21 protein-coding genes are annotated in these 24753 nt (G+C 60.7%); 12 read left to right on the top strand and 9 right to left on the bottom strand.

Features of this window, described 5'->3' with window-relative positions:
- Positions 1 to 135 precede the first annotated feature (135 nt).
- From DDD64_RS05500 to DDD64_RS05485, 4 genes are all read left to right on the top strand, one after another.
- Positions 136 to 594, top strand: coding sequence for a DUF2505 domain-containing protein (locus DDD64_RS05500; RefSeq protein WP_164545928.1), 459 nt, complete (start codon positions 136 to 138; stop codon positions 592 to 594).
- A 96-nt stretch (positions 595 to 690) separates the two neighbouring features.
- Positions 691 to 1491 carry a thymidylate synthase gene (locus DDD64_RS05495; protein WP_126135400.1) on the top strand — a complete coding sequence of 267 codons (801 nt, stop codon included), beginning with the start codon at positions 691 to 693 and terminating at the stop codon, positions 1489 to 1491.
- An 8-nt stretch (positions 1492 to 1499) separates the two neighbouring features.
- Complete coding sequence (locus DDD64_RS05490; RefSeq protein WP_126135399.1) at positions 1500 to 2057, top strand: dihydrofolate reductase; 558 nt, start codon at positions 1500 to 1502, stop codon at positions 2055 to 2057.
- Entirely contained in the window at positions 2058 to 2999 is a 942-nt protein-coding gene (locus DDD64_RS05485) for an SGNH/GDSL hydrolase family protein (RefSeq protein ID WP_126135398.1), read from the top strand.
- 22 nt (positions 3000 to 3021) lie between these two features.
- Here the strand turns inward: DDD64_RS05485 and DDD64_RS05480 are convergent, their stop codons facing one another.
- Entirely contained in the window at positions 3022 to 4452 is a 1431-nt protein-coding gene (locus tag DDD64_RS05480; RefSeq protein WP_164545930.1) for a class II fumarate hydratase, read from the bottom strand.
- 239 nt (positions 4453 to 4691) lie between these two features.
- Here DDD64_RS05480 and DDD64_RS05475 point away from each other — a divergent pair, with 239 nt between their 5' ends.
- Positions 4692 to 5480, top strand: a complete 789-nt coding sequence (locus DDD64_RS05475; RefSeq protein ID WP_126135396.1) for a coiled-coil domain-containing protein — start codon at positions 4692 to 4694, stop codon at positions 5478 to 5480.
- Positions 5481 to 5530: 50 nt separating this feature from the next.
- On the opposite strand, the gene DDD64_RS05470 is transcribed toward DDD64_RS05475, so the two are convergent.
- Complete coding sequence (locus tag DDD64_RS05470) at positions 5531 to 6940, bottom strand: MFS transporter (protein WP_126135395.1); 1410 nt, start codon at positions 6938 to 6940, stop codon at positions 5531 to 5533.
- Positions 6941 to 6942: 2 nt separating this feature from the next.
- Positions 6943 to 7884 (bottom strand): nucleoside hydrolase, encoded by a 942-nt coding sequence (locus DDD64_RS05465; RefSeq protein WP_126135418.1) that lies wholly within the window; start codon positions 7882 to 7884, stop codon positions 6943 to 6945.
- Between the two features lie 216 nt (positions 7885 to 8100).
- Here DDD64_RS05465 and DDD64_RS05460 point away from each other — a divergent pair, with 216 nt between their 5' ends.
- Positions 8101 to 9174 carry a hypothetical protein gene (locus tag DDD64_RS05460; RefSeq protein WP_126135394.1) on the top strand — a complete coding sequence of 358 codons (1074 nt, stop codon included), beginning with the start codon at positions 8101 to 8103 and terminating at the stop codon, positions 9172 to 9174.
- Here DDD64_RS05460 and DDD64_RS05455 read toward each other — a convergent pair.
- On the bottom strand, positions 9171 to 10187 hold the full coding sequence (locus DDD64_RS05455) for a LacI family DNA-binding transcriptional regulator (protein WP_164545926.1): 1017 nt from the start codon (positions 10185 to 10187) through the stop codon (positions 9171 to 9173). The genes DDD64_RS05460 and DDD64_RS05455 overlap by 4 nt on opposite strands.
- Before the next feature lie 240 nt (positions 10188 to 10427).
- Here DDD64_RS05455 and DDD64_RS05450 point away from each other — a divergent pair, with 240 nt between their 5' ends.
- The 4 genes from DDD64_RS05450 (at position 10428) to DDD64_RS05435 (ending at position 15384) form a co-directional block, all read left to right on the top strand.
- On the top strand, positions 10428 to 11726 hold the full coding sequence (locus DDD64_RS05450; protein ID WP_126135392.1) for an ABC transporter substrate-binding protein: 1299 nt from the start codon (positions 10428 to 10430) through the stop codon (positions 11724 to 11726).
- Between the two features lie 118 nt (positions 11727 to 11844).
- Positions 11845 to 12825 carry a carbohydrate ABC transporter permease gene (locus tag DDD64_RS05445; RefSeq protein ID WP_126135391.1) on the top strand — a complete coding sequence of 327 codons (981 nt, stop codon included), beginning with the start codon at positions 11845 to 11847 and terminating at the stop codon, positions 12823 to 12825.
- A 289-nt stretch (positions 12826 to 13114) separates the two neighbouring features.
- On the top strand, positions 13115 to 13699 hold the full coding sequence (locus tag DDD64_RS05440) for a carbohydrate ABC transporter permease (protein ID WP_241227445.1): 585 nt from the start codon (positions 13115 to 13117) through the stop codon (positions 13697 to 13699).
- A gap of 2 nt (positions 13700 to 13701) precedes the next feature.
- Positions 13702 to 15384, top strand: coding sequence for a glycoside hydrolase family 32 protein (locus tag DDD64_RS05435; protein ID WP_126135390.1), 1683 nt, complete (start codon positions 13702 to 13704; stop codon positions 15382 to 15384).
- Here DDD64_RS05435 and tal read toward each other — a convergent pair.
- The 5 genes from tal to nrdD all read right to left on the bottom strand — a co-directional run bounded on the left by tal (position 15356) and on the right by nrdD (position 21101).
- Positions 15356 to 16456, bottom strand: coding sequence for a transaldolase (tal, locus tag DDD64_RS05430; RefSeq protein WP_016441680.1), 1101 nt, complete (start codon positions 16454 to 16456; stop codon positions 15356 to 15358). The genes DDD64_RS05435 and tal overlap by 29 nt on opposite strands.
- Before the next feature lie 36 nt (positions 16457 to 16492).
- Positions 16493 to 16903: an OsmC family protein gene (locus tag DDD64_RS05425; RefSeq protein ID WP_126135389.1), complete on the bottom strand. Its 411-nt coding sequence runs from the start codon at positions 16901 to 16903 to the stop codon at positions 16493 to 16495.
- Positions 16904 to 16939: 36 nt separating this feature from the next.
- A complete protein-coding gene (locus tag DDD64_RS05420; RefSeq protein ID WP_126135388.1) occupies positions 16940 to 18229 on the bottom strand; it encodes an OFA family MFS transporter in 1290 nt (429 codons plus the stop codon).
- Positions 18213 to 18842: an anaerobic ribonucleoside-triphosphate reductase activating protein gene (gene nrdG, locus DDD64_RS05415; protein ID WP_016441683.1), complete on the bottom strand. Its 630-nt coding sequence runs from the start codon at positions 18840 to 18842 to the stop codon at positions 18213 to 18215. Before nrdG ends, DDD64_RS05420 begins: the two co-directional genes overlap by 17 nt.
- 99 nt (positions 18843 to 18941) lie before the next feature.
- The gene (gene nrdD, locus DDD64_RS05410; protein WP_126135387.1) at positions 18942 to 21101 is read right to left on the bottom strand and encodes an anaerobic ribonucleoside-triphosphate reductase; all 2160 of its coding nucleotides are present in this window, start codon (positions 21099 to 21101) and stop codon (positions 18942 to 18944) included.
- 541 nt (positions 21102 to 21642) lie between these two features.
- Here nrdD and DDD64_RS05405 point away from each other — a divergent pair.
- Together DDD64_RS05405 and DDD64_RS05400 are read left to right on the top strand one after the other, a co-directional pair.
- Positions 21643 to 24141, top strand: a complete 2499-nt coding sequence (locus DDD64_RS05405) for a carbon starvation CstA family protein (protein ID WP_126135386.1) — start codon at positions 21643 to 21645, stop codon at positions 24139 to 24141.
- A 12-nt stretch (positions 24142 to 24153) separates the two neighbouring features.
- On the top strand, positions 24154 to 24351 hold the full coding sequence (locus DDD64_RS05400) for a YbdD/YjiX family protein (RefSeq protein WP_126135385.1): 198 nt from the start codon (positions 24154 to 24156) through the stop codon (positions 24349 to 24351).
- Positions 24352 to 24753 lie beyond the last annotated feature (402 nt).

Here is a 24753-nt window from a genome sequence, read left to right as displayed (position 1 = left end):
GCGAAGACACCGTGGGAGACTTCAATTCTTAGTACAAAAATTCCACGTGTGCTACGCGCAAGCATCGCTCCGGCTCTGCGCTGAAAAAAGCGGCCGTGCTTCCCTCCTGTCACACTCATGCGGGAAAATATAGCCATGCAATTTTCACATTCTTATGAGATCGACGCCTCCGCGAGCGCCGTCGCCGCTGTCCTCATGTCCGAAGAACTCGCCAACCGTCGCCTCGCCGCGCTCCGCACGAAACCGTCCTCTTTCACGCCCGGCGCGGAACGCGCGGTCCTTACGGTGCAGGTGGATGCTGAGCAGCTTCCCGCGCAGGCGCGGCGTTTTCTTTCTTCCGGTTTAGCTGCCAGCATCGTCTTTACCCGTTCCGGGAACGACGTCGCAGCGCAGCTGGAAGCCAAACTTCCCGTCCGCGCCAGCGCTGATTTCCAGGTTGCCGGGGAGGGGCCTGCCACGGTTACGGTGACCGGGGACGTGCGGGTCTCTATTCCTTTCGTCGGCAAGAAAATTGAAGAGAAGGTGGCCCAGTACGCCGCGAAAGTGGTGGAGCGCGACGCCGCGCTTATCCGCGAGATCATCGCGCAAAACTAGGGAGTTCGCCCGGCACGCCACCTTTCCTGGAACTGCCTTGCCGGGTAACTTTTCGCAGCCAATTTTTCTGTCGGAGTCACCACGTAGGATGGGTTCATGATTAATCGCCAATATGAAGATCTGCTTGCCGATATCCTCGCCAACGGAACTCGCAAGGGGGACCGCACCGGCACGGGTACCCTCTCTGTCTTCGGGCGCCAGCTGCGCTATCACCTGGCGGATGGTTTCCCGCGTATCACCACGAAGTTTGTGGCTATGAAGCCCATCAAGGGGGAGCTGCTGTGGTTCTTACGCGGCTCTACCAATATTGACTGGTTGCAACGCAATGGCATCACCATCTGGGATGAATGGGCTGATGAAAATGGTGAGCTCGGCCCGGTTTACGGCTACCAGTGGCGTAGCTGGCCCGCACCGGATGGGCGGCATATCGATCAGATCGCCCAGCTCTTGGAAACCCTGCGGAGCAATCCGGATTCGCGGCGCATGATCGTTTCCGCTTGGAATGTGGCGGATCTGGATAAGATGGCTCTCCAGCCGTGCCATGCGTTCTTCCAGTTCTATGTGGCAGATGGCAAGCTTTCCTGCCAGCTCTACCAGCGCAGTGCGGATATGTTCCTCGGGGTGCCTTTCAATATCGCCTCCTATTCTCTCCTCACCCATATGATCGCCCAGCAGGTCGGCCTGGATGTTGGTGACTTCGTGTGGACGGGCGGGGATTGCCATATCTATCTCAACCACCTCGATCAGGTGCGTGAACAGATCAGCCGCGAACCTTATCCCTTCCCCACCCTGGAACTGCGCAAAGCGGATTCGCTCTTCTCTTATGAAATGGATGATATTTCCGCGGCGGAAGGCTACCAGCACCACCCCAAACTCACCGGCGCGGTCTCGGTTTAGGAGGCAGAATGCTCATTGCACAAATCTGGGCGGAAGCGCATGATCACGCCCTCGCAAAGGGCTTGCGCCTGCCCTGGAATGTTCCGGAAGATTCGGCCTTCTTCCGGGCGGCGGTCCGCGGGCGGCCCGTCATTATGGGGCGGAAAACCTGGATCTCGGCAGGGCGGCGGCCCATGCCCCACTCCCCCACCATCGTGGTGAGTACCCAGCAAGATTTCGAGGTTCCCGGTGCGCAACTAGCCACACATCTCGATGAAGCTTTCGCGCTGGCCCGCGCTACCGGGGCGGATGTGGCTTGGGTATGCGGGGGCGCCGGGATCTATGCCGAAACCCGGGAATGCTCGCACATACTCATCCGTACCGTTATCGATGCCGATGTGGATGCCGATATTTTCGCGCCCGCCATCGGCCCGGGCTGGGAACTCCGGCTGCGCTCACCCGGAAACCATTGGCATACCTCGCGCGCTGGGCTGCGCTATCGATACGAAGCCTGGGCTCGCCCCGGTGTCGCTATCCCGGAAAATCTACTTCCCGCTACCCCGGATGCGGCCTGGCAGGTGGCCTAAATGCCGCGCGCGGGTGCCGTCTACCGCGGTCTGCAGAGTGCACGTACAGCGCGTGCCACCGCTGCCCTCGCTACCGTGGCACTCAGCTGTGTGGGGTGCACACCCGCCGGCGATGCCGGCGGCCCACCCTCCCCCACCCCGCGGCCCATCACCGCCATCGTGCAGCTAGGTGATTCTTTTTCCTCCGGTAACGGGGCCGGCAACTACGAAGAAGATACCTGCCGGCGTTCCCCCGATAACTACTCGGCCCCGCTCGCCCGCGAACTCGGTGCCAGCTACACCAACGCCTCGTGTTCCGGGGCGCGCACATCCGATATTGCCGAACAAGTCAGCGCCGTCACTCCCGATACCTCGGTCGTTTTCCTCACCGCCGGCGGCAACAACGCCGACTTCGCCCGGATTATCAGCTCATGTTTCGTGCTCCGTACCCCTAATAGCTGCGAAGATGCCATGAACAAGGCCACCGCGGCACTCCCGGCTATCGAAGAAGCCACCGTAGAGATCCTGCGGGCCATCGATACCGCTTCCCAGGGCCAGGCCACCGCTATTCTGGTCGGCTACCCGCGGCTCTTCGCTGAACACTCCTACCTCATCCCGCCGGTGGCGGAAAGTTACGATGCGGGGGCTGCACTCGCCCGGCTCCAGGATGGCGCGGATGCCCTGCAAGAACGCGCTGCCGCCCAATTGCGGGAAGAAACCAGCTCTGCGCGTTTCCTCTTTGCCTCCACCCAGGAGCTATTCGCCGGGCACGAACCGCGTGCGCAAGCTTTCCACGATAATGAAGAAGCATGGCTAGTCTCGCCTTTCTCGTCCTCAGATGTTCGAGCGTGGATGCATCCCACCGCGCACGGCTACCGCGTCGAAGCTACCTACCTGCGCGAACTCCTCGCCCGCGCCGGCTTCGCCATCCCTGCTAGCCCCGAAAGTACGCCGCTCCCCTAAAGGTACACCTCGCGCCGGATACCTAACGAGCTTCCGGCTTGGTCATCGCTGCAGGATTCACCCAGGCATCGAAATCCGCCGCACTCACCGCTCCCGAAGCTAGGGCGACGTCGCGCAGCGAACTCCCGGTGGCCTGGGCGGCGCGAGCCAGCTTGGCTGCGGCGTCGTACCCGATATGAGGGGCGAGTGCCGTGACCAGCATGAGGTTGCGGTCCAGGTGCGCGGAGATGACATCGGTGCGCGGGGCGATGCCGGCCGCGCAGAAACGTTCGAAAGTGCGCAGGGCGTCACCGAGCAAACGCACGGCCTCTAGCACCGAAAACACCATGACCGGCTTGTACACATTGAGCTGGAAATTCCCTTGCGAGCCGGCGAAAGCCACCGCGGCGTCGTAACCAAAAACCGCGACGCACACCTGCGTAAGGGCCTCCGCCTGCGTCGGATTCACCTTGCCCGGCATAATCGAAGAACCTGGCTCGTTATCCGGAATCGCGATCTCACCGATACCGGTTCGCGGGCCAGAAGCATACCAGCGGATATCGTTCGCGATCTTCATGGCTGCCCCCGCCAGCGTGCGCAGGCTCGCGGAAAAGGCCACGAGGTCATCGTGCGCGGCCAGAGCCGCGGGAAGATTCTCCGCCGGGCGGAAAGGCAAACCGGTAGCCTCCTCGAGCAGCTCGCACACCCGCGCCGCGAAACACGGATGGGAATTCAGACCGGTGCCCACCGCGGTCCCACCGAGCGCCACCCGGTACAGACCCGCAACGCTCGCCCGCACACCCGCGAGCGCGCCCTCCAGTTGCGCCGCCCAGCTGCCCACCACCTGATCCCAGCGGATCGGGGTGGCATCCTGAAGATGGGTCCGCCCCACCATCACCACATCAGAAAACTGGCGGGCGCGGGCATGTAGTGTAGCCGCCAGGCTCTCCACCGCCGGGATGAGGTGAAGGTGCGTCTCCCGAGCCACCGCCACGTACATCGCGGTCGGGAACACATCGTTGGACGACTGGCCCTTATTGACGTGGTCATTGGGGTGAACCGGGTTTTTGCCGCCGCGCTGGCCGGTGGCAATTTCATTCGCGCGGGCGGCAATCACCTCATTGGCGTTCATATTTGTTTGGGTGCCCGAACCGGTCTGGAACACCTTGAGGGGGAATTCCGCGTCAAGAACTCCCTCGGCAACCTCGCTGGCGGCCGCTGTGATAAGGGAAACAAGCTGCTCGTCCAGCACCCCGAACTCACCATTGGCGCGGGCGGCCGCACCTTTGAGCAACCCGAACGCGTGGATCAGGGGGCCACCCCAGGTGTAACGCTCCCCACCGATAGGGAAATGCTGGAGCGAGCGAGCCGTCTGCGCGCCCCAATAGTGCGCGGCGGGCACCGCAACCGGGCCCATCGAATCCGTTTCCGTGCGGGTGAGCTGAACTGCGCCAGTGAGCTGATCCGCGCGCATGAGGCGACTCGTGCCAGTGAGCTGATCCTTCGTCATGATTCCAAGGGTAGCGCCTATCCGGCCGGGAACGGCCAGGCCGCCTGGGTTGTCACCACCGTGCCGACGGTCGCCTTTGCGAAGCAAGAGTGGCATCGCTCACGCTCACGGTATTTTGCCAGGAAAGACCGCCGTGGGCCGGTCATAAACATCTGCGCGCGCCGTGTTTATTAGGTAAAGTCAGGCGCGGACAAAGGAGGGGCATGGCTACGGAGCGGCGGCGCGGTTCGCGGGCACTTGATACCCCCACGCGCGGCAAACGCGCCTCCAAGCCCGCGCCTTCTTCCACCACGGAAAAAGCCACGCTCCGGGACGAGCGCGACCAGCTGCGCGCGGAGTGTGAGAAGTTGCGCGCAGAGCACAAGAAACTTCGCGATGAAGGAACCGCGCTCCACCACGAAGCGGAACTGTTGCGCACGGAAAATTCGCAGCTGCGCGGCGAGCGCGAGGGTGCGCGGGCGGAGGTCGCCACTTTCCAGACCCGCGTGACCGAGCTGGAGGGCCTGGTGGCGGATTTGCGCCGTCGTGAAAAAGAGTTGGAAGCGGGCGTGGTTTACGCCTCGGGCGTGGAACAAAGTGCCGTGACTGCGCAGGCCCGCAGCGAGGACGCGATGCGACGCGCGGCCCGCCTGGTTGCGCGCGTGCGTAGTTTAGAGCAGCAGCTAGAAGAAGAACGACGGCGCTACGCGGCCCTCGAGGCTGCGGGTCGGGCTCGAGAAGCACGCCTGACCGTGGATTCGGCGCGCACCTCCGCCGCGCATGAGGAACGTTACACCAGCCAGATCAGCACTCTTGAAGTGCAGCTGCGCGAGGCTCAAGCCCAGCTGGCGGCCGCCCGCGTCCAGCTGGACACCGGCGAAGATGAGCTGGCCGAAGCCCGTACGGAGCTAGGCGAGGCCCGCTCCCAGGCGCAAACCCAGCGCTACCTGAGCCTCGGGCTGGGAGGACTCGCGGCAGCGCTGGGTATTGCTCTGCTCATTATTCTTGTATGAAACTCACGCACCTATCGGTGCACTGCGAACAGGCTAGGTGTGCTGTTCAGCTAGGCCTCGCCACCGGCTACTTTCCCCCACCCGTCAGCTGGGAAAAGCTGGCGGCGGAAAGCGAAGAAGGCCAGCAAACCCGCCAGGCACGTGGCACCCACGATAATGAAGAGCACCGTGAGGCTGTGCGCGGAATCAGCGAGATATTGCGCCTCGGCCACCCCTTCCGGGCGGACCGCCGCCGGCATCATGGACCCGAGGATTGCAATACCAATCGAAGGCGAGATATTCATGGCCAGGTCGTTCATGCCTACCGCACGCCCCGATTCAGCCACATCAACGGTTCCCATGACGGTATCCACCACCGGCGCATAGGCCAAGCCCAAGCCACCGAAGAGGAACACCGCCGAAACAATAATGCCCCACAGACCCTCGTCCACCGTGAAAGCGGCAAGGAAAGCACCGATAGCGGCGGATCCACCCGCCAGTACAATGCCCATTCCACAACCGATTTTCGCCACAATTGCGCCACTCATGACCCCCATGACGGTCGCAACAACGTAGCCCGCCAGCAGCACGAAGCCCATTTCCAGGGCTGTCTTACCGTGGAAAATTCCACCGGCTAGGTTGAAGAGCGGGGTCATGGCGTAATTACCGAAGTAGAAGAGCAGCACGAGGGACACCGCCATGAGGTAGCGGCGGTTCTGGAAGAACTCCGGGGTGACAAAGGGGTTCTTGGCCTTGGAGATGTAGATGATGAAAATAGCTAGGAGCACCGCGAAGGCCCCCAGGTACAGCCAGTCCATCGAGTTGAAGTACATAACCAGAGCCGTGACCGTAATGCCGGCCAGCAAGAAGCCCGGAACATCGATCCGCTGAGTCTTTCCAGAAATATCTGGCAGCCCCTTCCACAGCGTCGGGATGAACACCACCGAGATGAGCGGAATCGCGAAGAGCCACACCCAGGACATGGTGATAAGCCATCCGGCCGCGAGCACCCCAATGGCCGTGGAGAATTGGTACGCCGCGGTAAAGACACCGAAGTACAGCACCTTTTTCACCCCGGGAACATACTTGGTGGTCACGACGAGGTAGACGGAGCCGGATACCTGGGTGCCCGCTGTCTGAATCGCACGAGCGATAATCACCACCCAGATGGAGGAACGCGATGCCACCAGCCCCAGCACCGAGCCGATAACGATGAGCCCGATACCCACCATCATCATTTTGCGCAGTGAAACGAAATCACCGAGCGAACCGTAAATCACGCACACAATACCCAGCACGATGCCGGGGATTGAGGTGATGAGCGGGGCGTAATCAACCGCGTTGAGCTGTGCGCCGATATCTTGAAAAACCAGGTTGAAGCCCTGGATCGTGAGAATTGAGGTAATGAAAATGATGATGAGCTGCGGCAGCGTGCGCACGGCAGCCGCGGTATCAACCTGGGATCGATCACGCGCGTCCACGGTTAGATACCTTCCAACAGCGAGGTGATGCGGGACATGAACTCGGTGAGGAAACGTTCCACGTCCACCGCGATAGCCACATCAGCGGTCTTGACCGGATCGTTGAGCCGTTCCTCATCGCAGATAGTGCGCCCGCGCACGGGCTCGTGCAGATCAACCTTAAGATTGCACGGGAAGAGCGTGACCAACGAGGGATCAATAGCCACGGCAACCGCCAAGGGATCGTGTAGGCCGCAACCGCCCAGATGCGGGGCGGTGGTCTCATAAGCCTTGATATAGAAATCCGTAATATCTGCCAGGGCCGTGGCAGCCGGGGTGCCAAGATCGCGCCACTGTTGCGTATGCTCATAGGTGAGCAACGTCTGAAGCGTGACATCCAGGCCGATCATCGTGACGTGAGCGCCCGAGCGGAAAAGCAGATCCGCGGCTTCCGGATCTTGGGAGATATTCGCTTCCATCACATCGTTGCAATTCCCGGGAACCGTGAGCGCCCCGCCCATAATGACGATGCGGGCGTTGTCTGTGAATGTGGGATCCAGTTCAATGGCGCGGGCCAGGTTCGTCATAGGGCCGGTCGCAACAATAACGACGTCGCTGCCGTACTTCCGCACCGCTTCCACCATAAATTCGGGTGCCGGCGTGGTTTCCGGAACTCGGCGCGAAGGCGGAATCTCAATTTCCCCGATACCGTTCTTGCCATGAATGAACTCCGAAATCTCGAGAACCTCAAAACCATCCTTTTCCCGAGCGTGTGGGATTCCCGGATAGACCGGCACCTCTGGATGCCCAAAAAGGTCGAGAAGGTCAAGATCGTTTTTTACACCTGTGTCCAGTAGAACATTCCCGTAGGTTCCGGTAATGCCAATTAATTCGACTTCCGGTGATCCGAGTGCGTAGGTGATTGCCAGGCAATCATCGACACCTGTATCCAGGTCCAGAATCATCTTCATTGTGGTTCCTCCTCAGATTCGGTCAAGACCTTCGTGCTGACCGTAATCACCACCCGGCACCCTTGCCGGATAGCATGAGTATACGAAACAAATGTCACTCGTGGGGTCTTTAATGAAAGGGATAATGATGGTTCTTTATGACGCGTTTATCCCCACCCCGAGGGCACCGTTCAGCACCGTTCCAGCAGCTTTTTTCCAAGGTAATACACCGTGATCTTCGGCGGCGAATTCACTTCTCTCCCGCACCGCTGCGCCCCGCGTGCTCTTCCGGTTCCGCCCGGTGCGATGCTGGTGCAATCGGGGCGCCAGGCCCTCGGCCTTATCGCCCAGGCTCTCGCCGCCCGCGGTATCCGCCGCATCATCGCGCCGGGTTTTCTGTGCGCGACCGCGCTCACACCGTTCCAGCTCGAAGGCATCCGGGTCCACTGGGTGCAGGTCGGCGCGGATCTCCTGCCCTCCCCGGCCCGGCTCGCGCCGCTCCTCACCGACCCGCTGCGCTGCGCGGTCCTCATCTCCACCACCTTCGGAGCCTGGCCCGCGCCCGAGTTGCGCGCCGTGCTTGCGGAGTGGGAGGGCCGCGGTGGCGTCGTCGTCGCCGATCTCACGCACGCACACTTCGGTGCCGCTCCCCAGGACATCCCCGCACGTTATGCCGCGGCATCGTTGCGGAAGTGGTTTCCGATTCCCGACGGCGCCTGGGCGCTCGGCCCCTCGCTTCCCGCCGCGGCTGCGGGTAATGCGGCGGCGCGCGAAGCTACCCGGCGCGGCCTGCTGCAATTGCGCGGGGTGGAGAACGACGGCGCAGCTGAGGCCGCCATCGATGCTGCTCTCAACCCGAGCTCAATGAGCGGGCCCGCCCGGGATATTCTCAGCCACCTGGATATCGCGGCGGCGCTGGAACGGCGGCGTGCAAATGCCCGGGCCCTGCGCGCGGCATTGCTGAACGAGGGGGTGCCGGAGGCGGCGCTATTCCGCGGCGGGGAAGAAAGCTGCGCGGCTACTAGCACCGTGACCGCGAGCAACGCGCCCGCGAGCCATGCGCCCTACGCGCTCGCGCTCCACCTGGACGCCCTACCGCCGCACTGGCCCGCCCCGCACCATTGGGCCGAGCGCCTCGCCGCCCGCGGAGTTTTCACCCCCGCTTTCTGGCCGCGCCTGACCCATATGATCGACTGGCCGCATATCCTCGCCCTACCCATCGACCAGCGCTACACACCCGCGCAGATGCCGGAGCTGGCGCGGCGGGTAGTGGAAGTGCTGCGTCAAGATAATTTCGACGCTTAGAGCCGGCGTACCGATTCGCGCATACGCAGCGGCATATTCACCAGGTGAATGTCACGGTCCCCCGCACCTTCCTCGCCTAGTAGGCGGGTGGCGGTTTGCCCAATCTCCCAATAGGGAATAGCGATGGTGGTGAGAGCCGGATGGACATAAAGAGCAATTTCGTCGTCGTCAAAAGACGCAATCGATAAATCATCGGGCAGGTGCATACCGCGCCCCAAACACTGCTGGATTGCTCCCAAAGAAATACGATCATTAAGGGCAAGAATCGCGGTGCACTCCGGGCCGTTATCCAACAACTCGCCCGTCGCCTCGTAACCGAGATCTGGGTCCCAGCGAGTGCCGGGAAAAATCTTTACCGGCGTAAGGCCCGCGGCCCGAAAAGAATCTAGAATTCCGTCAAAACGATGGCCGATAGTGGCTGATATGCGCGGCTCGCGCAACTTATCATCCATGCCGATAATCGCAATCTTGCTATGCCCGGCCTCGATTAGCACATTGGCCATGCGTCGCCCCGCTTCGTATTCGGCTGGGAGCACCGCCGGAAAAATTCCCTCCCGATCCGGTACCGCATTACACACCACCACGGGCAGCCCCTGCACGATCTCCGGCACGGTGATCATCTTCGCTCCCATTTCCGCGAAGATAAGGCCATCAACATTACGATTGAGCATTTCGCGCACCGAATTCTCCGCCCGGCTCACACTATCCCCAACTTCCGCAAGAAAAACGATTTTTTCAGCCTGGTCTGCAGCGTCGAGAATCCCACGCAGCATTGCCGAAGCGTAGCGCGTAACAGTAACATCCCGACTAATGACCCCGTAAATCCCGGTGGTATTGGTCCGCAACGAACGTGCCGCCGGGTTAGGGCGATAATTGAGGGCAGCCGCCGCTTCAATCACCCGATCCCGTACTTCTTGAGAGAGACGCGCGGGGCGGTCATTGAGAACCAAACTTACCGCGGTGGGTGAAACACCCGCCCGTTGCGCCACCTGAGCAATCGTCGCTCGCTTCATCCAACCTCCTCGCACTGATCTATCCCACCTTTGGGCTACAGCCTGAGCTAAGAGTATCCGATCATCAAGGTGATCAAGCTCACACGCACCTTTACATTGTGCATACTCACGGGCGGTTCTACACTTTCTAGCAAGTGCTAAATGCATTTATCACGGTGCAAAGGTGCCGCGTGATGGTTCCCTTTTAGCATGTTGTTCCCGCTTCCCGGGCGGGGCACCAAACAAACCCAAGGAGGGGTGATGAGTAAGAGATTCCGGCAACTCACCGCACTAACATCCGCCGCTGCACTCGCTTTCACGCTGAGCGCGTGCAGCAAGGGCGGGACTTCGTCCCAAGGAAATGTTGCGGACGGGAAACAAGAAGTCACCATGTGGACTCATAACGCCGGCAATGAAGAAGAGCTCGCAGCTATCGAGCAAATCGTTGCCGATTACAACGCACAATCCGATAAATACCAGGTCACTATGCAAGCCTTCCCGCAGGCTTCTTACAACCAATCCGTGGTGGCGGCCGCTTCCTCCAATAGCCTCCCGTGCATTATGGATATCGATGGCCCGAATGTTCCTAATTGGGCCTGGGCAGGTTACCTCGCCCCACTCGAAGGTATGGATGACACCCTCAATAAATTCCTCCCCACCACCGTGGGGCGTTACGAGGACAAGATTTATTCCTACGGCTACTACGACGTAGCCCTCTCTATCATTACCCGCAAGTCGATTCTCGATGAATTCGGCATCCGCACCCCCACCGTTGATAAGCCGTGGACCCGCGATGAATTCACCGATGCCCTCGCTAAGGTGAAGGCCTCCGGAAAATACGCGGTACCTTTCGATATCAATACCGCTGACCAGGGCGAATGGTATCCCTACGCCTACTCTCCCTATCTGCAGAGCTTCGGCGGCGACCTTATCAACCGCTCGAAGTTCGAAAGCGCGGAAGGCGCTCTCAACGGTCCGGAAGCCCTCGAATGGGCAAAGTGGATGCGTTCTCTCGTGACCGAGGGATACACTCCAGCAAACGCAGGTTCGGATCCCACCCAGGACTTCATTAATGGCAAGTCGGCCTTCTTGTGGATGGGTTCGTGGGCGGCACAGCCCACAGAAGAAGCTTTTGGCGACGACGTCGTCTTCCTCCCGCCGCCCGATTTTGGCAAGGGTCCGAAGATTGGCGGCGGATCCTGGCAGTGGGGTATGTCGCCGTCGTGCCCAGCACCCGAAGGAGCGCTGGACTATATGAAATTCGCTGCCCAGGATAAGTACGTAGCTTCCGTATCGGTTGCGACCCGTAACATCCCGGCAACGGACGCCGCCACCGCTGAAGTTCCGGCCTTCGCCGAGGGCGGGAAGTACTCCATCTTCCGGGAATTCTCCAAGAAGTACGCGGTACTGCGCCCCGAAACAGCCGGCTATCCCTTCATCGCCACGGAATTTACCAAGGCGACCCAGGACATTCTCAACGGCGGGGATCCCAAGAAGATCCTCGACCAAACCGTGGCGAATATTGACGCCAACCAAAAAGCCAACGGCTTCTTCAAATAACACCTGATGCGCGAGGCGCCTGAGCTACCACCGGCTCCGGGTCAGAATTTTTCACCCGTTCTGCAACGGACTCTCATCGGAGCCGGTAGCTCAGGCACCCTGCCGAAAGGCCAATGATATGACTGCTGCACCCCAGGCCACCGCGGAGAGTAAGCACGCGCTCCGGCCGGCATCCACGACTTCTCAGCGTGCTAAGCAAGCTGCGCCGTCGCGAAAATACCGGCGCGAAACCTCCGCTCAGGCACGGGCCGGGTGGGGAATGCTGGCCCCCGCAGGGATCCTCATGCTCCTTTTCCTTGTCGTTCCCATCGTTCTCACTTTTGTGCTCGCCTTTACCGACGCGCGCCTCATCTCACCGCGCCCGATGCAATTCATCGGCCTAGAGAATTTTGAGCGCCTTTTCGGAACCGAGGTCTTTTGGGCTTCCCTGCGCAATACCCTCATCTTCGCCCTCGTTATCGTGCCCGGCCAGTCGGGCCTGGCCCTCATCATGGCACTGCTCGTAAATAAGAAGTTCCCGGGCTTAAATTTCTTCCGCACCGTATTCTTCCTCCCCATGGTGACCTCCATGGTGGTGGTCTCCATGCTGTGGCTCTTCATGTACCAGCCCGATGGCCTGCTCAACGCGCTACTGGCCAAGATCGGCGTTTCCGGACCGGATTGGTTAGGAGATCCCAGTTGGGCACTCTTCGCCATTATCGTTATGTCCGCGTGGCAGGCAGCCGGAATGCATATGATTATTTGGCTATCTGGCCTGCAAACAATCCCGGGTGAACTCTACGAAGCGGCAGCCCTGGACGGGGCATCCACCTGGCAGCAGTTCAAACACGTCACCTGGCCGGGACTACGCCAAACCCGCACCTTTATCCTCATTACGATCACCATCGCGGCATTTTCACTCTTCACCCAGATCAATATCATGACGAAGGGCGGCCCCCTCGATTCCACTTCCACAGTGGTCTACCAGGCAGTGCGCACCGGATATGACCAGCAGCAAACCGGCTACGCCGCGGCAATTTCCCTAGTCTTCTTCGTCTTGGTCCTTGCCGTCAATCTTGTGCAACGCTATCTCACTCGCGATAAGGAGGCCCGCGCATGAGCACCGCGACATCTTCTCGCAGTATCCCTCGTGTTATCGGAATCTGGGCACTGCGTATTGGTCTGGCCGCAATCTTCGGCCTACCGCTGCTTTTCATGGTGGTCTCCAGTTTCAAACCCGACACCCAGATTTTCGGGGATATGGGCGGCCTCCAAGCTTTCTCCCGGTCGGTGACCTCAGCCTCGATAACTATTCCGGGGTATTCAATCGGATCCCGTTCTGGCGCTTCCTCCTCAATTCCGTCATTATCTCGGTATGCATCGTGGTTTTCGGCCTCATCGTGAACTCCATGGCAGCTTTCGCACTATCACGCTTGCAGTTCCGGGGGCGCAAGATCTCACTGACGGTCGTGATCGCGACCCTTATCGTGCCCTTTGAAACTCTCGCTCTGCCGTTGCTGTGGTGGGTCAATAAGCTCCCGTGGCTGGATGCAAACGGCTTTTCACAGAGCTGGTTGGATACCTACCAAGTCCAGATTGTCCCGTTCATTGCCAACGCTCTCTCCATTTATCTCTTCTACCAGTACTTCGATTCGATTCCGCGAGAGTTGGACGAAGCAGCGCGTGTAGACGGGGCGAGCTGGTTCAAGATTTACCGCTCTATCGTTATGCCACTCTCCGGCCCAGCTACTGCGACCGTCGCAATTCTGACTTTCCTGCCGGCTTGGAATTCCTACCTGTGGCCACTTATGACAGTGCGATCAGAAGAACTACGCCCGGCAATGATTGGAATCGACTATTTCCAGCAGCTCAACGTATCCTGGGGCCAGATCATGGCGTTTTCCACGCTGATCACCGTTCCTGTCATCATGCTGTTCCTGGCTTTCCAGAAGCAATTTGTCAACTCTATTGCCGCTTCCGGCATTAAGGGATAACTATGTCGCTTTCCTTCGAGTTCACCGCCGACCACGATACAGCGCTGGCCCGGGCCAGCGCTGCGAATGCCCAGCTCGCCACCGCCGTGAATCCACGCTGGTACCCGCGTTTTCATATCGCGGCGCCGGCCGGCTGGATCAACGATCCGAATGGCCTGATTCAGACCGGGGAAGAACTCCACGTTTTCTTCCAGCACCACCCTTATTCCACCGAATGGGGACCTATGCACTGGGGGCACGTAGTTTCTCGTGACGGCGCCACTTGGGAGCGCCGTCCCCTCGCCCTGGCTCCCTCCCTGGAAGCCGACCGCGATGGCGTCTTTTCCGGTTCTGCTCTTCAGGCCCCGTGCGGACACCTTGAGGTGTTCTACACCGGGAATCGGTACCTCAACTCGGAAACAGCCACCGGGGAGGACTGCTCCAACGAAACGGACAGTACCAACGAAGCTATCGCCCGCTGCGGGCAGACCCAGTGCCGGGCGATCTCACGTGACGGAGTTACCTTTGAGAAGAAGGGCGTCGTCGTTCCTACCCCGGAGGGCGTACGCGATTTCCGCGACCCGAAGGTCTGGCGCCACGGAGATATGTACCGCATGGTCGTGGGTGTGCAAAGCGCGGACTGCCGTGGCGAAGTGTGGATGTACACTTCCCCGGACTTAGCGCGCTGGAGTTTCGAGTGCGTGCTTTACCGCCACCCGGATCCGCGGGTCTTCATGCTTGAGTGCCCCGATTTCTTCCCGCTCGGCGACACCTGGGTGCTGATTTTCTCCCCCATGGGAATACGCCCAGAGGGTTTCGCGCATTGCAATGTCAATAGCGCCGGCTATCTGCTGGGCAGCTGGACTCCCGGCGGGCGCTTTGAACCCCGCGTGCCCTATCGCACCCTCAATTGGGGTCATAGTTTTTACGCGCCACAGACCTGCGTCATTGATGGGCAGCGCACGCTTTTCGGCTGGATGGGTAGCTTCGGGCGCGCCCCGGCATCCACAGCAGATGGTTGGTCCGGCCAGCTCACAGTACCAATGAGTGTTCACCTCGAGTCCGGCGACCTGTGCTTACGGCCCGCCACGGCCCTCGCGCGCCTGCGGGGCCAGTGTTTATGGAACGACGACGCCGCACTCGCCGCCAGCGCACCCCTCACCCTCGCTCGTAATGTCACCGCTGCGGATATTTCCGTAAGCATGCTCACGGGTGAATGTGAACGGCTGCGGCTGCGTATCGGTTCGGACACGAGTTCCGTGAGCATTATCGTGGACCGCAATAGTGGAACTATCGGGGTGGACCGGAGCGCGGCAGTGGAGAATCTGGGCTACCGGGCTGCGCCCTGGGCCCCGGCCTATTGCCTCTGGGGCGAGCGCACCGGTGTCATTGCCGGTGAGACAGTCCCTAAGAAAGTGGGCGACTCTGCGCTGGCACCGTTAACTTTCCGAGTGCTCGTAGATGCCAGCTCGGTAGAGGTTATTGCCGGGAACGGCGAGCGGGTACTTTCTTCCCTTGCCTTTGTGGAAGGGATACGTGATATCACCCTCCTGGCTGAGGAGGGTGATATCACGGTCGCGGCCTCGGTGTGGGAGATGACGGATGCTTTCCCCCAGGCCGAGCCGGAGCCAGAGGCGATGAATACCAAGGATTCTGAACAACTAGGCGCAGGCAGACTTAGCGGGCAGCCGCGAGCGCTGCGCTGACCGTTTCGCTCAGTTCTTTCCAGGAGACGATGAACTTCTCCACGCCTTCGCGCTCGAGCTGGGCGGCAACGTCGCCCATATCCACGCCCACCGCGGCGAGTTCCTCGAAGACCCGGTGTGCCTGCCCGTAGTTTTCACGCACGGTATCCCCGGTGATGTCCGCGTGATCCGCGGTGGCCTCCAGGGTTTTCTCCGGCATGGTATTGACGGTTGCGGGAGCCACCAGCTCGGTAACGTAGAGGGTATCCGGGTAATTCGGGTTCTTCACCCCGGTGGATGCCCACAGCGGGCGCTGGGCATGCGCGTGGTCCGCGGCCAGCACGGTGAAACGTTCGGACGCGAATTTCTTCTCGAAGATTTCGTAGACCAGGCGGGCATTGGCTACCCCGGCCTTGCCGCGTAGTGCCAGGGCTTCCTCGGTACCGATCTTCTCCAGGCGGGCATCCACTTCAGTATCCACGCGGGAAACGAAAAGCGAAGCCACCGAGTGAATATCGCTGAGGGCATGCCCGGAACGCTGGGCCTTTTCCAGGCCGGCGAGGTAGGCATCCACGACCTCGCCGTAGCGCGCCAGGGAGAAAATCAGGGTGACGTTCACGGAGATCCCGTGCCCGATCACTTCGGTAATAGCGGGCAGGCCTTCCTTCGTGGCCGGGATTTTGATCATGGCATTCGGGCGGTTCACCCGGTCCCACAGCTGGCGGGCCTGGGCCACGGTAGCCGAGGTATCGTGTGCTAATTCCGGGGAAACTTCGATGGAAACACGCCCGTCTTCCCCGCCTGTTTCCTCAAAGATAGGGCGGAAAATATCGCAGGCGTCCTGCACGTCCTTGATAATGATGTCGAAAATGGCCTCGTCGCCATCCTTGCCGGCCGCCGCGGTGGCGGCCACCTGCTCGGTATAGCTTTCCCCGTTGCGCAGGGCCGCGGCGAAAATTGTGGGATTCGTGGTCACGCCCCGCACTGTATGTGTATCGATGAGGGAAGCGAGATTCCCGGAGGCAATACGCTCGCGGGATAGATCATCCAGCCAGATACTCACTCCGGCGGCGCTCAAGCTAGCGGTACTCATGCTTGCTGTCCTTTCTCAGTGGTACCCGAAGGCATCCTAGTTACCCGCAGCGTTGCGGATTTCCAGGTTGTGCGGGGCGGGGTGGTCGAGAGTGCGGCCCACCGTGCACGCCCGCTCAATGGCGCGGTCCACCCGCCCCAGTAGCGCGGCGCGTGCCTCTTCTGGCATATCGGCAAATTCCACCTCGAGGGCGGTATGGAAAGCGGTGAAGCGGTTTTCCTCGCGGTTCGCATCCGCACTCACCGTGAACGTGGCGTGATAATCCTCCCCGAGCGCCTGCTCAAAACGGGAATCCGCGCTGAGGGCCTGGCACCCGGCCACCGCCAGCTGCATGAGTTCCCCGGGGGTAAATTGTTCGGGGCCTTTCCCGATTTCCACGCTGGCACCGCGATCATTAACGGCGGTGAAATGAAGATGCCCGATACGCCGGGCAGAGAGCTGAGCCATAGCTACCTCCTTGTTTCTTTCACTTTACGGGAAAGCTCAGCGCTGTGGTGAGCGCGCTTTCCACCAGCGGAAAAGTCCGGCCAAGAAAAGACCGACCGCTGCCAGTACGCAAGCTCCCCAGAGCGCGGGCGTGAAGGAGCCCCCGTGCGCACCGGCACTTGCCGCGGCCCAGCGTGGGGCGACGACGGCGGCCAGTGAGAAACCGAGGAACATGAGGCCGTAGTTGGTTCCGTTATGGCGCGGCCCGAAGCTTTGCATGGTCAGCGGCGCGAAGAGACTCATGGTGCCCCCGAAAGCCAGGGCCACGAGGATGGCTCCGGTGAGGAAGAGCGCCGTCGCCCCGCGCCCGGATAGCGCAAGAAGCGCGAGCCCACCGGCCGCGCAACCGAGCACCGCCACCAGGCACAGCGGGATGCCGATACGGTCGGAAAGCCAGCCCCAGGCCAGCCGCCCGGCCGCGTTCGCGACCGCGAAAAGCGAGACGGTGAGAGCCGCGGTTGCGGCGTCGAACCCAATACTGGTGGCAAGCGGCGCCATATTGGCGTTCACCATGATGCCACCGAACGCGGCCGTAACGAAAATAGCGAGGATGAGCCAGAACGTGGGAGTGGCGAGCATCTGGCGCGGGCTGAGGCTCGCGCGCGGCCCGGCGGCTGCGCCGGTGCCCGCCGGGCGGGGCAAATAGGCCCCGTATTCTTCCCGGAAGGGACGCACCAGGAAGATAACCGCAGCGGCGTTAATGACCGTGAAAGCGATTCCGAGAATCACGAGGGCGCTGCGCACGCCGTATCCGGCGATGAGGTGCTGGCCGGCCGGGGCGATGATCATGGGGCCGATTCCCATCCCCGCGGTGATCAGCCCGGCCACCATACCGCGCCGGTCGGGGAAGAAACGCATGGTATTCGTGAGCGCGGCCGAGTAGAAGAGGCCCTGGCCGCCGCCGGTGACCAGCCCGTAGCTGAGCACGAAAAGCGAGAGGGAAGGTGCCAGGCCGGCCAGGATATGCCCCAGCCCGAAGCAGATACCGCCCACCGCCATCATCTGGGCCGCGTAGCCGCGCCGCAGCAGCGTACCCGAAGCGATCATAATGAAGGGCACCACCAGGGAGGCGAGCCCGAAGGCCAACATAATATCCGGGGGTGCCCAGCCGCGGCTGGCGGCGAGCGGGCGCACAAAAATAGAGAAGGCGGTGAGCGCCCCGGTGGTCATAATGGCGAGAAGTGTTCCGATAAGAACGCGGCTGCGGCGCGGCATCGTTGCCGGCGGCCGGGCGGCAGGTTCCTGAGCGGCAGGGTGAGTACTGGTCACGTTAGTCGTAATCTCCATTTTTCCAGAGCCGCACCGGGGCTTCGCACCCGGCTTGCATAGCGGCAAATGTTTCGGGTACGTCGATAATGCGCTGATTCTTCGAGCCGCGGAAGGTCAGATCGCGAATGAACTGGGATTGAATAAAGGGCCCGTCCACCAGCACGTCCACGTGAGAAAGAAGTTCGCGTTTATCTTCAGTTTCTTCCAGGAGCTGCTCGAAGGTGTATCCACTCCAGCTCCAAATTGTTTTGGTATTCCCGAAGCGCTCGCGGAAACGCCGCGCCAAAGGCAGGAGAACCGGGGTATTGAGGAAAGGCTCCCCGCCCACGAAGGACACCCCGGCCACGTAACTTTTCGCGCAGTCCGCGAGGATGCGTTCTTCGAGTTCTTCTGTATAGGGGGTGCCGTAGCGGAAACTCTGGGCCGCCACGTTATAGCAGCCCGGGCATTTGAAGGGGCACCCGGATACGTAAATTGCGCAGCGTACCCCTTCCCCGTCCACCATGACAAAGGGCTTGTAATCGGCAACGTAGCTGCGGGATAGGCGCCGCCCATCCCAGGCGCCCGGGCGCTTGGGTTGGTGCACCCCCGGAGCATCCGGCGGGGTGGTGAGCAGGCGCAATTCTCGCATTCTTCCTTACCTTTTCACAGTCCCTGAGTCGCAATACTCCCCGCGCCCGGCACATTCGCCGAGTGCGGGGAGCCTTGCGATGGTGCGCCCGCGAGGAGCTTAGGCGCAGGGACCGTCCATGTGCTTGACACGGGAAATGATTTCCTCGTGCCGGCCGTGCACCATGGGGCGCTTGACCGGGTTGCCGAGGTACCCGCAGGTCCGCTTGACGACGTCGCAACGGTCGGGATCATCATTGCCGCAGTTCGGGCACTTGAAGCCTTCCGCCGTGGGATCGAATTCCCCGCTGAAGCCACATTCGTAGCACTTATCAATCGGGGTATTGGTGCCCAGGTAGGCCACCTTATCGTAAGCGTAATCCCATACCGCTTCCAGAGCCGCGGTGTTGTGGGTCAGCTTGGGGTACTCGCAATAGTGGATGAAGCCACCCTTGGTGTACTCCGCGTAGGGCGCTTCGAAGTCGATCTTCTCGAAGGGAGTGATCTTCTTGCGCACATCGTAATGGAAGGAATTCGTGTAGTAATCCTTCGCGGTGATATCCGGAACCGCACCGAAACGCTCCCGATCCATGGAGCAGAAACGGTTGGTCAGGGACTCAGCCGGAGTGGAGTAAACGGAGAACCAGTAGGGGTACTCCTTCTTCCACTGGTCAGCGTACGCGCTCAGGCGGCGCACGATATCCAGCGTGAATTCCTTTGCTTCGGCATTGTGCTCCCACTCGGGGCCGTAGAACGCGGTAGCCGCTTCGTACAGGCCGATGTAGCCAATGGACAGCGTGGAACGCTGGTTGTGGAAGAACTTGGTCACATCCTCATCGCCCTCTTCCGCGCGGATACCCAGGGCACCGTAGCGGTAGAGAATGGGGGCGTTTTCCGGAGTGGCATCCTCACAGCGCTGGGCGCGGTAGACCAGAGCTTCCTTAACTACCTGCATGCGCTCATCAAAGATCTTCCAGAAACGCTGCTTATCCCCGCGCGCCTGCAGTGCAATACGCGGCACGTTGAGAGTGACCACGCCCAGGTTATTACGCCCGGCGTTCACGGCCTCACCGGTTTCCGGATCCACCCACTTGGGCAGGAAGGAACGGCAGCCCATCGGAGCCTTGTAATCACCTTCCAGTTCGGTGAGGCGATCATAGGAGAGGACATCCGGATACATGCGCTTCGTCGAGCATTCCAGCGCGAGCTGCTTGACGTCGTAATTAGGATCCTCGGGATTGAGGTTAACACCGCGGCGCAGCCCGAAAACCAGCTTCGGGAAGATCGCGGTGTGGCCATCGGCCCCGATGCCCTTAATGCGAATGGTCAGGATTGCCTTCTGGATTTCGCGTTCGAAACGGTTGGTACCCAAGCCGAAACCGAGGGTGACGAAAGGAGTCTGCCCGTTCGAGGAGTAGAGAGTATTGATCTCATACTCCAGGGACTGCATGGCATCGTAGATGTCTTTCTTCGTCTTTTCCCAGCAGTACTCATCGCGCTTATCTTCCGCGACCCAGCGCTGCGCATCCTTGAGGTGCTTGGCGTAATTGAGTTCCGCGTAGGGGGCAAGCACCTCATCGCAGCGATCCACCGAGCAGCCACCGTACTGGCTGGAGGCCACATTCGCGATGATTTGGGCGATCTGCGCGGTTGCGGTGTTAATGGAACGCGGGGATTCCACCCGGGCGTTGCCGATCTGGAAACCATCGCGCAGCATGCCTTCAATATCGATGAGGCAGCAATTGGTCATGGGCTGGAAGGGGTTGTAATCCAGGTCATGGAAGTGGATATCGCCCTTAATATGAGCATTGGCCACCGCCGGGGGCAGCAGGTACTTGAGAGCGTATGCCTTGGCCACCGCACCCGCGGTCAAATCACGCTGGGTGTTAAAAACAGTGGAGTCCTTGTTCGCGTTCTCATTGACCACGGTCTTATCGCGCTGCATGAGCTTATCCAGGGAACGCGAAATATCCATGGCCTGTTCGCGCGCGGTATCGCGATCGTGGCGGTATTCGATATAGGCGCGCGCCACCTGCGGGTAGCGGGAGGCCATGAGCACGTTCTCCACTTCCGTCTGGATGGTGGGAACGTCAAGCTTCTCAGCATCAAGATGATCGATCACCGTACGGGTAGCTTCTTCAACGAATGTGTAATCGTCAATGCCCTGGCTGTTCATTGCCAGCGCGATTGCGCGGTAGATCTTACCGGCGTCAAAGCTAACCGACCGACCGTCACGCTTGGTGACAGCTACCCCCGTGGTCGTTGAGGTATCAATCAACATCTTGTGCCTCCGTAAATTTCGAACACTACATATAGTAGTCGTCCAGAATGACACCGGTGTGCTTTGTAGGCCACACGGGCGCGTTTTTTGCGCCGCAGGCATCCCCACCACCCCCGTAAAGGGCGACGTCGCGCCACTCTCAGCTCCATCCCGCCCATTTTATGATGTGTGACACATTTTCACAGGGCCGCGTTTCGTGGCATACATACGCTCCAACCACTACCCCTAGGGGCATTGGTCGCCCGCCACCCCTACATCTTGCGATAGGGGAGAAAACGGCTCGAGGGAGCCATTTGCGCCGCAAACCAACCCGCGGACAGCTGGCGGCGTCGTCGCACTTCATCGCGGCAAGCCACAATTTAGGTGGTCTAGCTCACAAACGGGCCGGTAACGCCAACGTAGGTTAACGCAATACTGTTGCACGCGTTTATTATCGGATGTGGTGGCGTACGCCACCCGGGTACTCAACCGAGGATCCGCACAAGATGCCAGCGCTGCCGTCCACGCGGACCGCGCCGGCCCTATAAATGGAGTTTCAGCTATGAGTGCACCAGCTGACACTGCTCTTCCTCAGTATTCTGAGGAAGAGAAAAAATATATTATCCGGAACCGCCACGGTGTTCCGGTCGGAACGAAACCGCATACGAAGTGGACGCTGCCGCGCATCGCGGTGTGGGTCCTCGTAACAGCCCTCGGCGTTGCGGGCTGGTACATGCTCGCCTTCTATCGCGGTGAACAAGTCAATACGGCGTGGTTCGTGGTGACATCGGTCTGTACCTACATGATCGCCTACCGCTTCTACGCGCTCTTTATTCAAAAAACCATTATGAAGCCCGACGATTCCAACGCGACGCCGGCCGAACGCATCAATAACGGACGCGATTTCGACCCGACGAACCGCGTGGTGCTCTACGGGCATCACTTCGCCGCTATCGCCGGCGCCGGCCCGCTGGTGGGCCCGGTGCTGGCCGCCCAGATGGGCTACCTGCCCGGCACCCTGTGGATTATCTTCGGGGTGTGCGTGGCCGGCGCCGTCCAGGACATGCTCGTCCTCTTCTTCTCCATGCGTCGCGGCGGACGCAGCCTCGGCCAGATGGCCGTGGATGAAATCGGGAAGATCGGCGGGGCCGTGGCCGCCGTCATGATCCTCGTGATGCTCATGATCGTGCTGGCCGTGCTCGCCATGATCTGCGTGAACGCGCTGGCTGATTCGCCCTGGGGCGTTTTCGCCGTCGGTATGACCATCCCCATCGCGGTATGTATGGGCCTGTGGCTGCGCTTCGTCCAGCCCGGCCACATCACAATGGTCTCCATCGTTGGATTCATTGCGCTGCTCGGTGCGATTATCGGAGGCCGCTACGTGGCGGAATCCGATTTCGGCCAGGCGTTCCTGCACCTGTCCCCCACCACCCTCGTGTGGTGCATGATTGTGTACGGTTTCTTCGCGGCCGTGCTGCCCGTGTGGCTGCTCCTCACCCCGCGTGACTACCTGTCCACCTTCATGAAGGTCGGCACCATCGTGGTACTGGCCCTGGGCATTCTTATTGTGCGCCCGCTGGTGGAAATGCCGGCCGTCACCGAATTCGCCTCGAATACAGACGGACCGGTTTTCGCCGGGGAACTCTTCCCCTTCCTCTTTATTACCATCGCCTGCGGGGCGCTGTCCGGGATGCACGCAACGGTATCCTCCGGTACCTCCCCGAAGATGATCCAGAAGGAATCCCAGGTTCGCATGATCGGCTACGGCGGGATGCTCATGGAATCCTTCGTGGCAATTATGGCGCTGGCTGCGGCGTCGTCCCTCAACATGGGTATCTACTTCGGTATGAATACCTCCGAGCACACCACCGATAAGCTGGCGGGCACGGCCATCGTGCAGATGACCGATAACCGCGCCGAGCTTTCGGCCGCCGCGGTGCAAAACCTCGCGGTCACCGATACGCACGGCAATTCGGTGGAAGCCCGGTGGGAATCCTGGGATGAGAACGGCAACGAGAAAACCTACGTGGGAGCGGAGGCCTTCGATAAGGTCGCCGAAGACGTTGGGGAAACCTCCGTCACCTCACGTACCGGTGGTGCGCCCACCCTCGCGGTGGCCATCGCGCATATTCTGCATCAGGTGGGTGGCGGCCAGGCCATGATGGGCTTCTGGTATCACTTCGCGATTATGTTCGAGGCGCTCTTCATCCTCTCCGCCGTGGACGCCGTGACCCGCGTGGCCCGCTTCCAGCTGGGCGACGCGCTGGGCAATGTGCTGCCCAAGTTCAAGGATCCCTCCTGGCGGGTGGGCGCGTGGATTACCACGGCCATCGTGGTGGCGGCCTGGGGCTCGCTGCTGCTCATGGGCGTGACCGACCCGCGCGGCGGTATCCAAACCCTCTATCCGCTCTTCGGGGTGGCTAACCAGCTCATTGCCGCGATGGCGCTTATTTTGTGCACCGTGGTAGTGGTCAATAAGGGCTGGGCGAAGTGGGCCTGGATCCCGGGCATTGCCGCGGCCTTCGACCTGGTGGTCACCTTCGCGGCGTCCTGGCAAAAGATTTTCTCCTCCGATGCCGCCATCGGGTACTTCACCCAGAACACCAACGCTAAGGTAGCGCTCGCAAAGGCGCAGGCCGCCGGCGATACCGAGGCCATCGGTATCCAGTCCGCGATTGTGCGCAACACCTTCATCCAGGGCTGGCTCTCCGTCATCTTCCTGGCCACGGTGGCCTTCGTGCTGGTCTGCGCGATTATCAAGATCATCCGGGTTATCACCGCGAAGAAGTACGTGAATTCCGAAGATCCTTACCAGGAATCCAACTTCTACGCGCCTACCCAGCTCTTCCCGACCAAGTTGGAGAAGAAGGTGGTGGCGGAATACGCCGCCGTGGGCGACCCGGCGTTGATTCCCGGTTTCGATCACCGTAAGGGCGCGGCACCGCACGGTGCGGGTGCTGGTTCTGGCGATGGTTCTGGCGCTGGTTCTGGTACGACGGCGCCCGCAGCCAAGGCGGGCTCTGCCAGCGACGCGGATTCTTCCGAGTCCGCCCAGCACTAGGAGATCAGGTCCATGTTTATCACCCAGCTTCGCGCCTTCGCGGCACATGCTCGCAGCCTGTGGCGGGACTTCACCGGCGAATCGGCCTACGACAAATACGTAGCCCGGCATGCCCGTGAACACCCCGATCATCCGCCGCTCGCCAAGCGCGAGTTCTGGCGCCAGCGTGCAGCCTTCGACGAGGAGAATGTCTCCACCGGCTGCTGCTAAGCGCTGGGCGTTGGGCGCTGGCTAGCGGTCGCCACCGGGCGCTGGGCTGGCATGAGGCGCCGGACGCTGAGCTGGCATGAGGCGCCGGGCAGGAAACTGGCCAATAACACCGCTCCCCGAACCTCGGACTTCGGTCCGCCGTTCGGGGAGCGGTGCTTTGTCCCCTTCCTTTGTGTCCCCTTGTTAACCCACCAGCAAAGTGCAAATCCACGCACCGTTTTCCCCGATTTTCTGTTGGGGGTGCGGACGGTTTCCTAGAGATTTTTAAGGAGATCGTTCAATGAATAAGAAACCGGGAGTTGCAAACGGGATCAGGTACTCCGCCAAAGACAAGCAAAGAGCTCTCGCCATCCTGGAAAAGCTTGGCTCTCTAAGGCAAACAGTCCTAGAACTGGGTTATCC

This window comes from Actinotignum sanguinis, from assembly GCF_003957255.1.
GTDB lineage: Bacteria > Actinomycetota > Actinomycetes > Actinomycetales > Actinomycetaceae > Actinotignum > Actinotignum sanguinis.
This window is presented reverse-complemented; position numbering and strand designations above follow the sequence as displayed.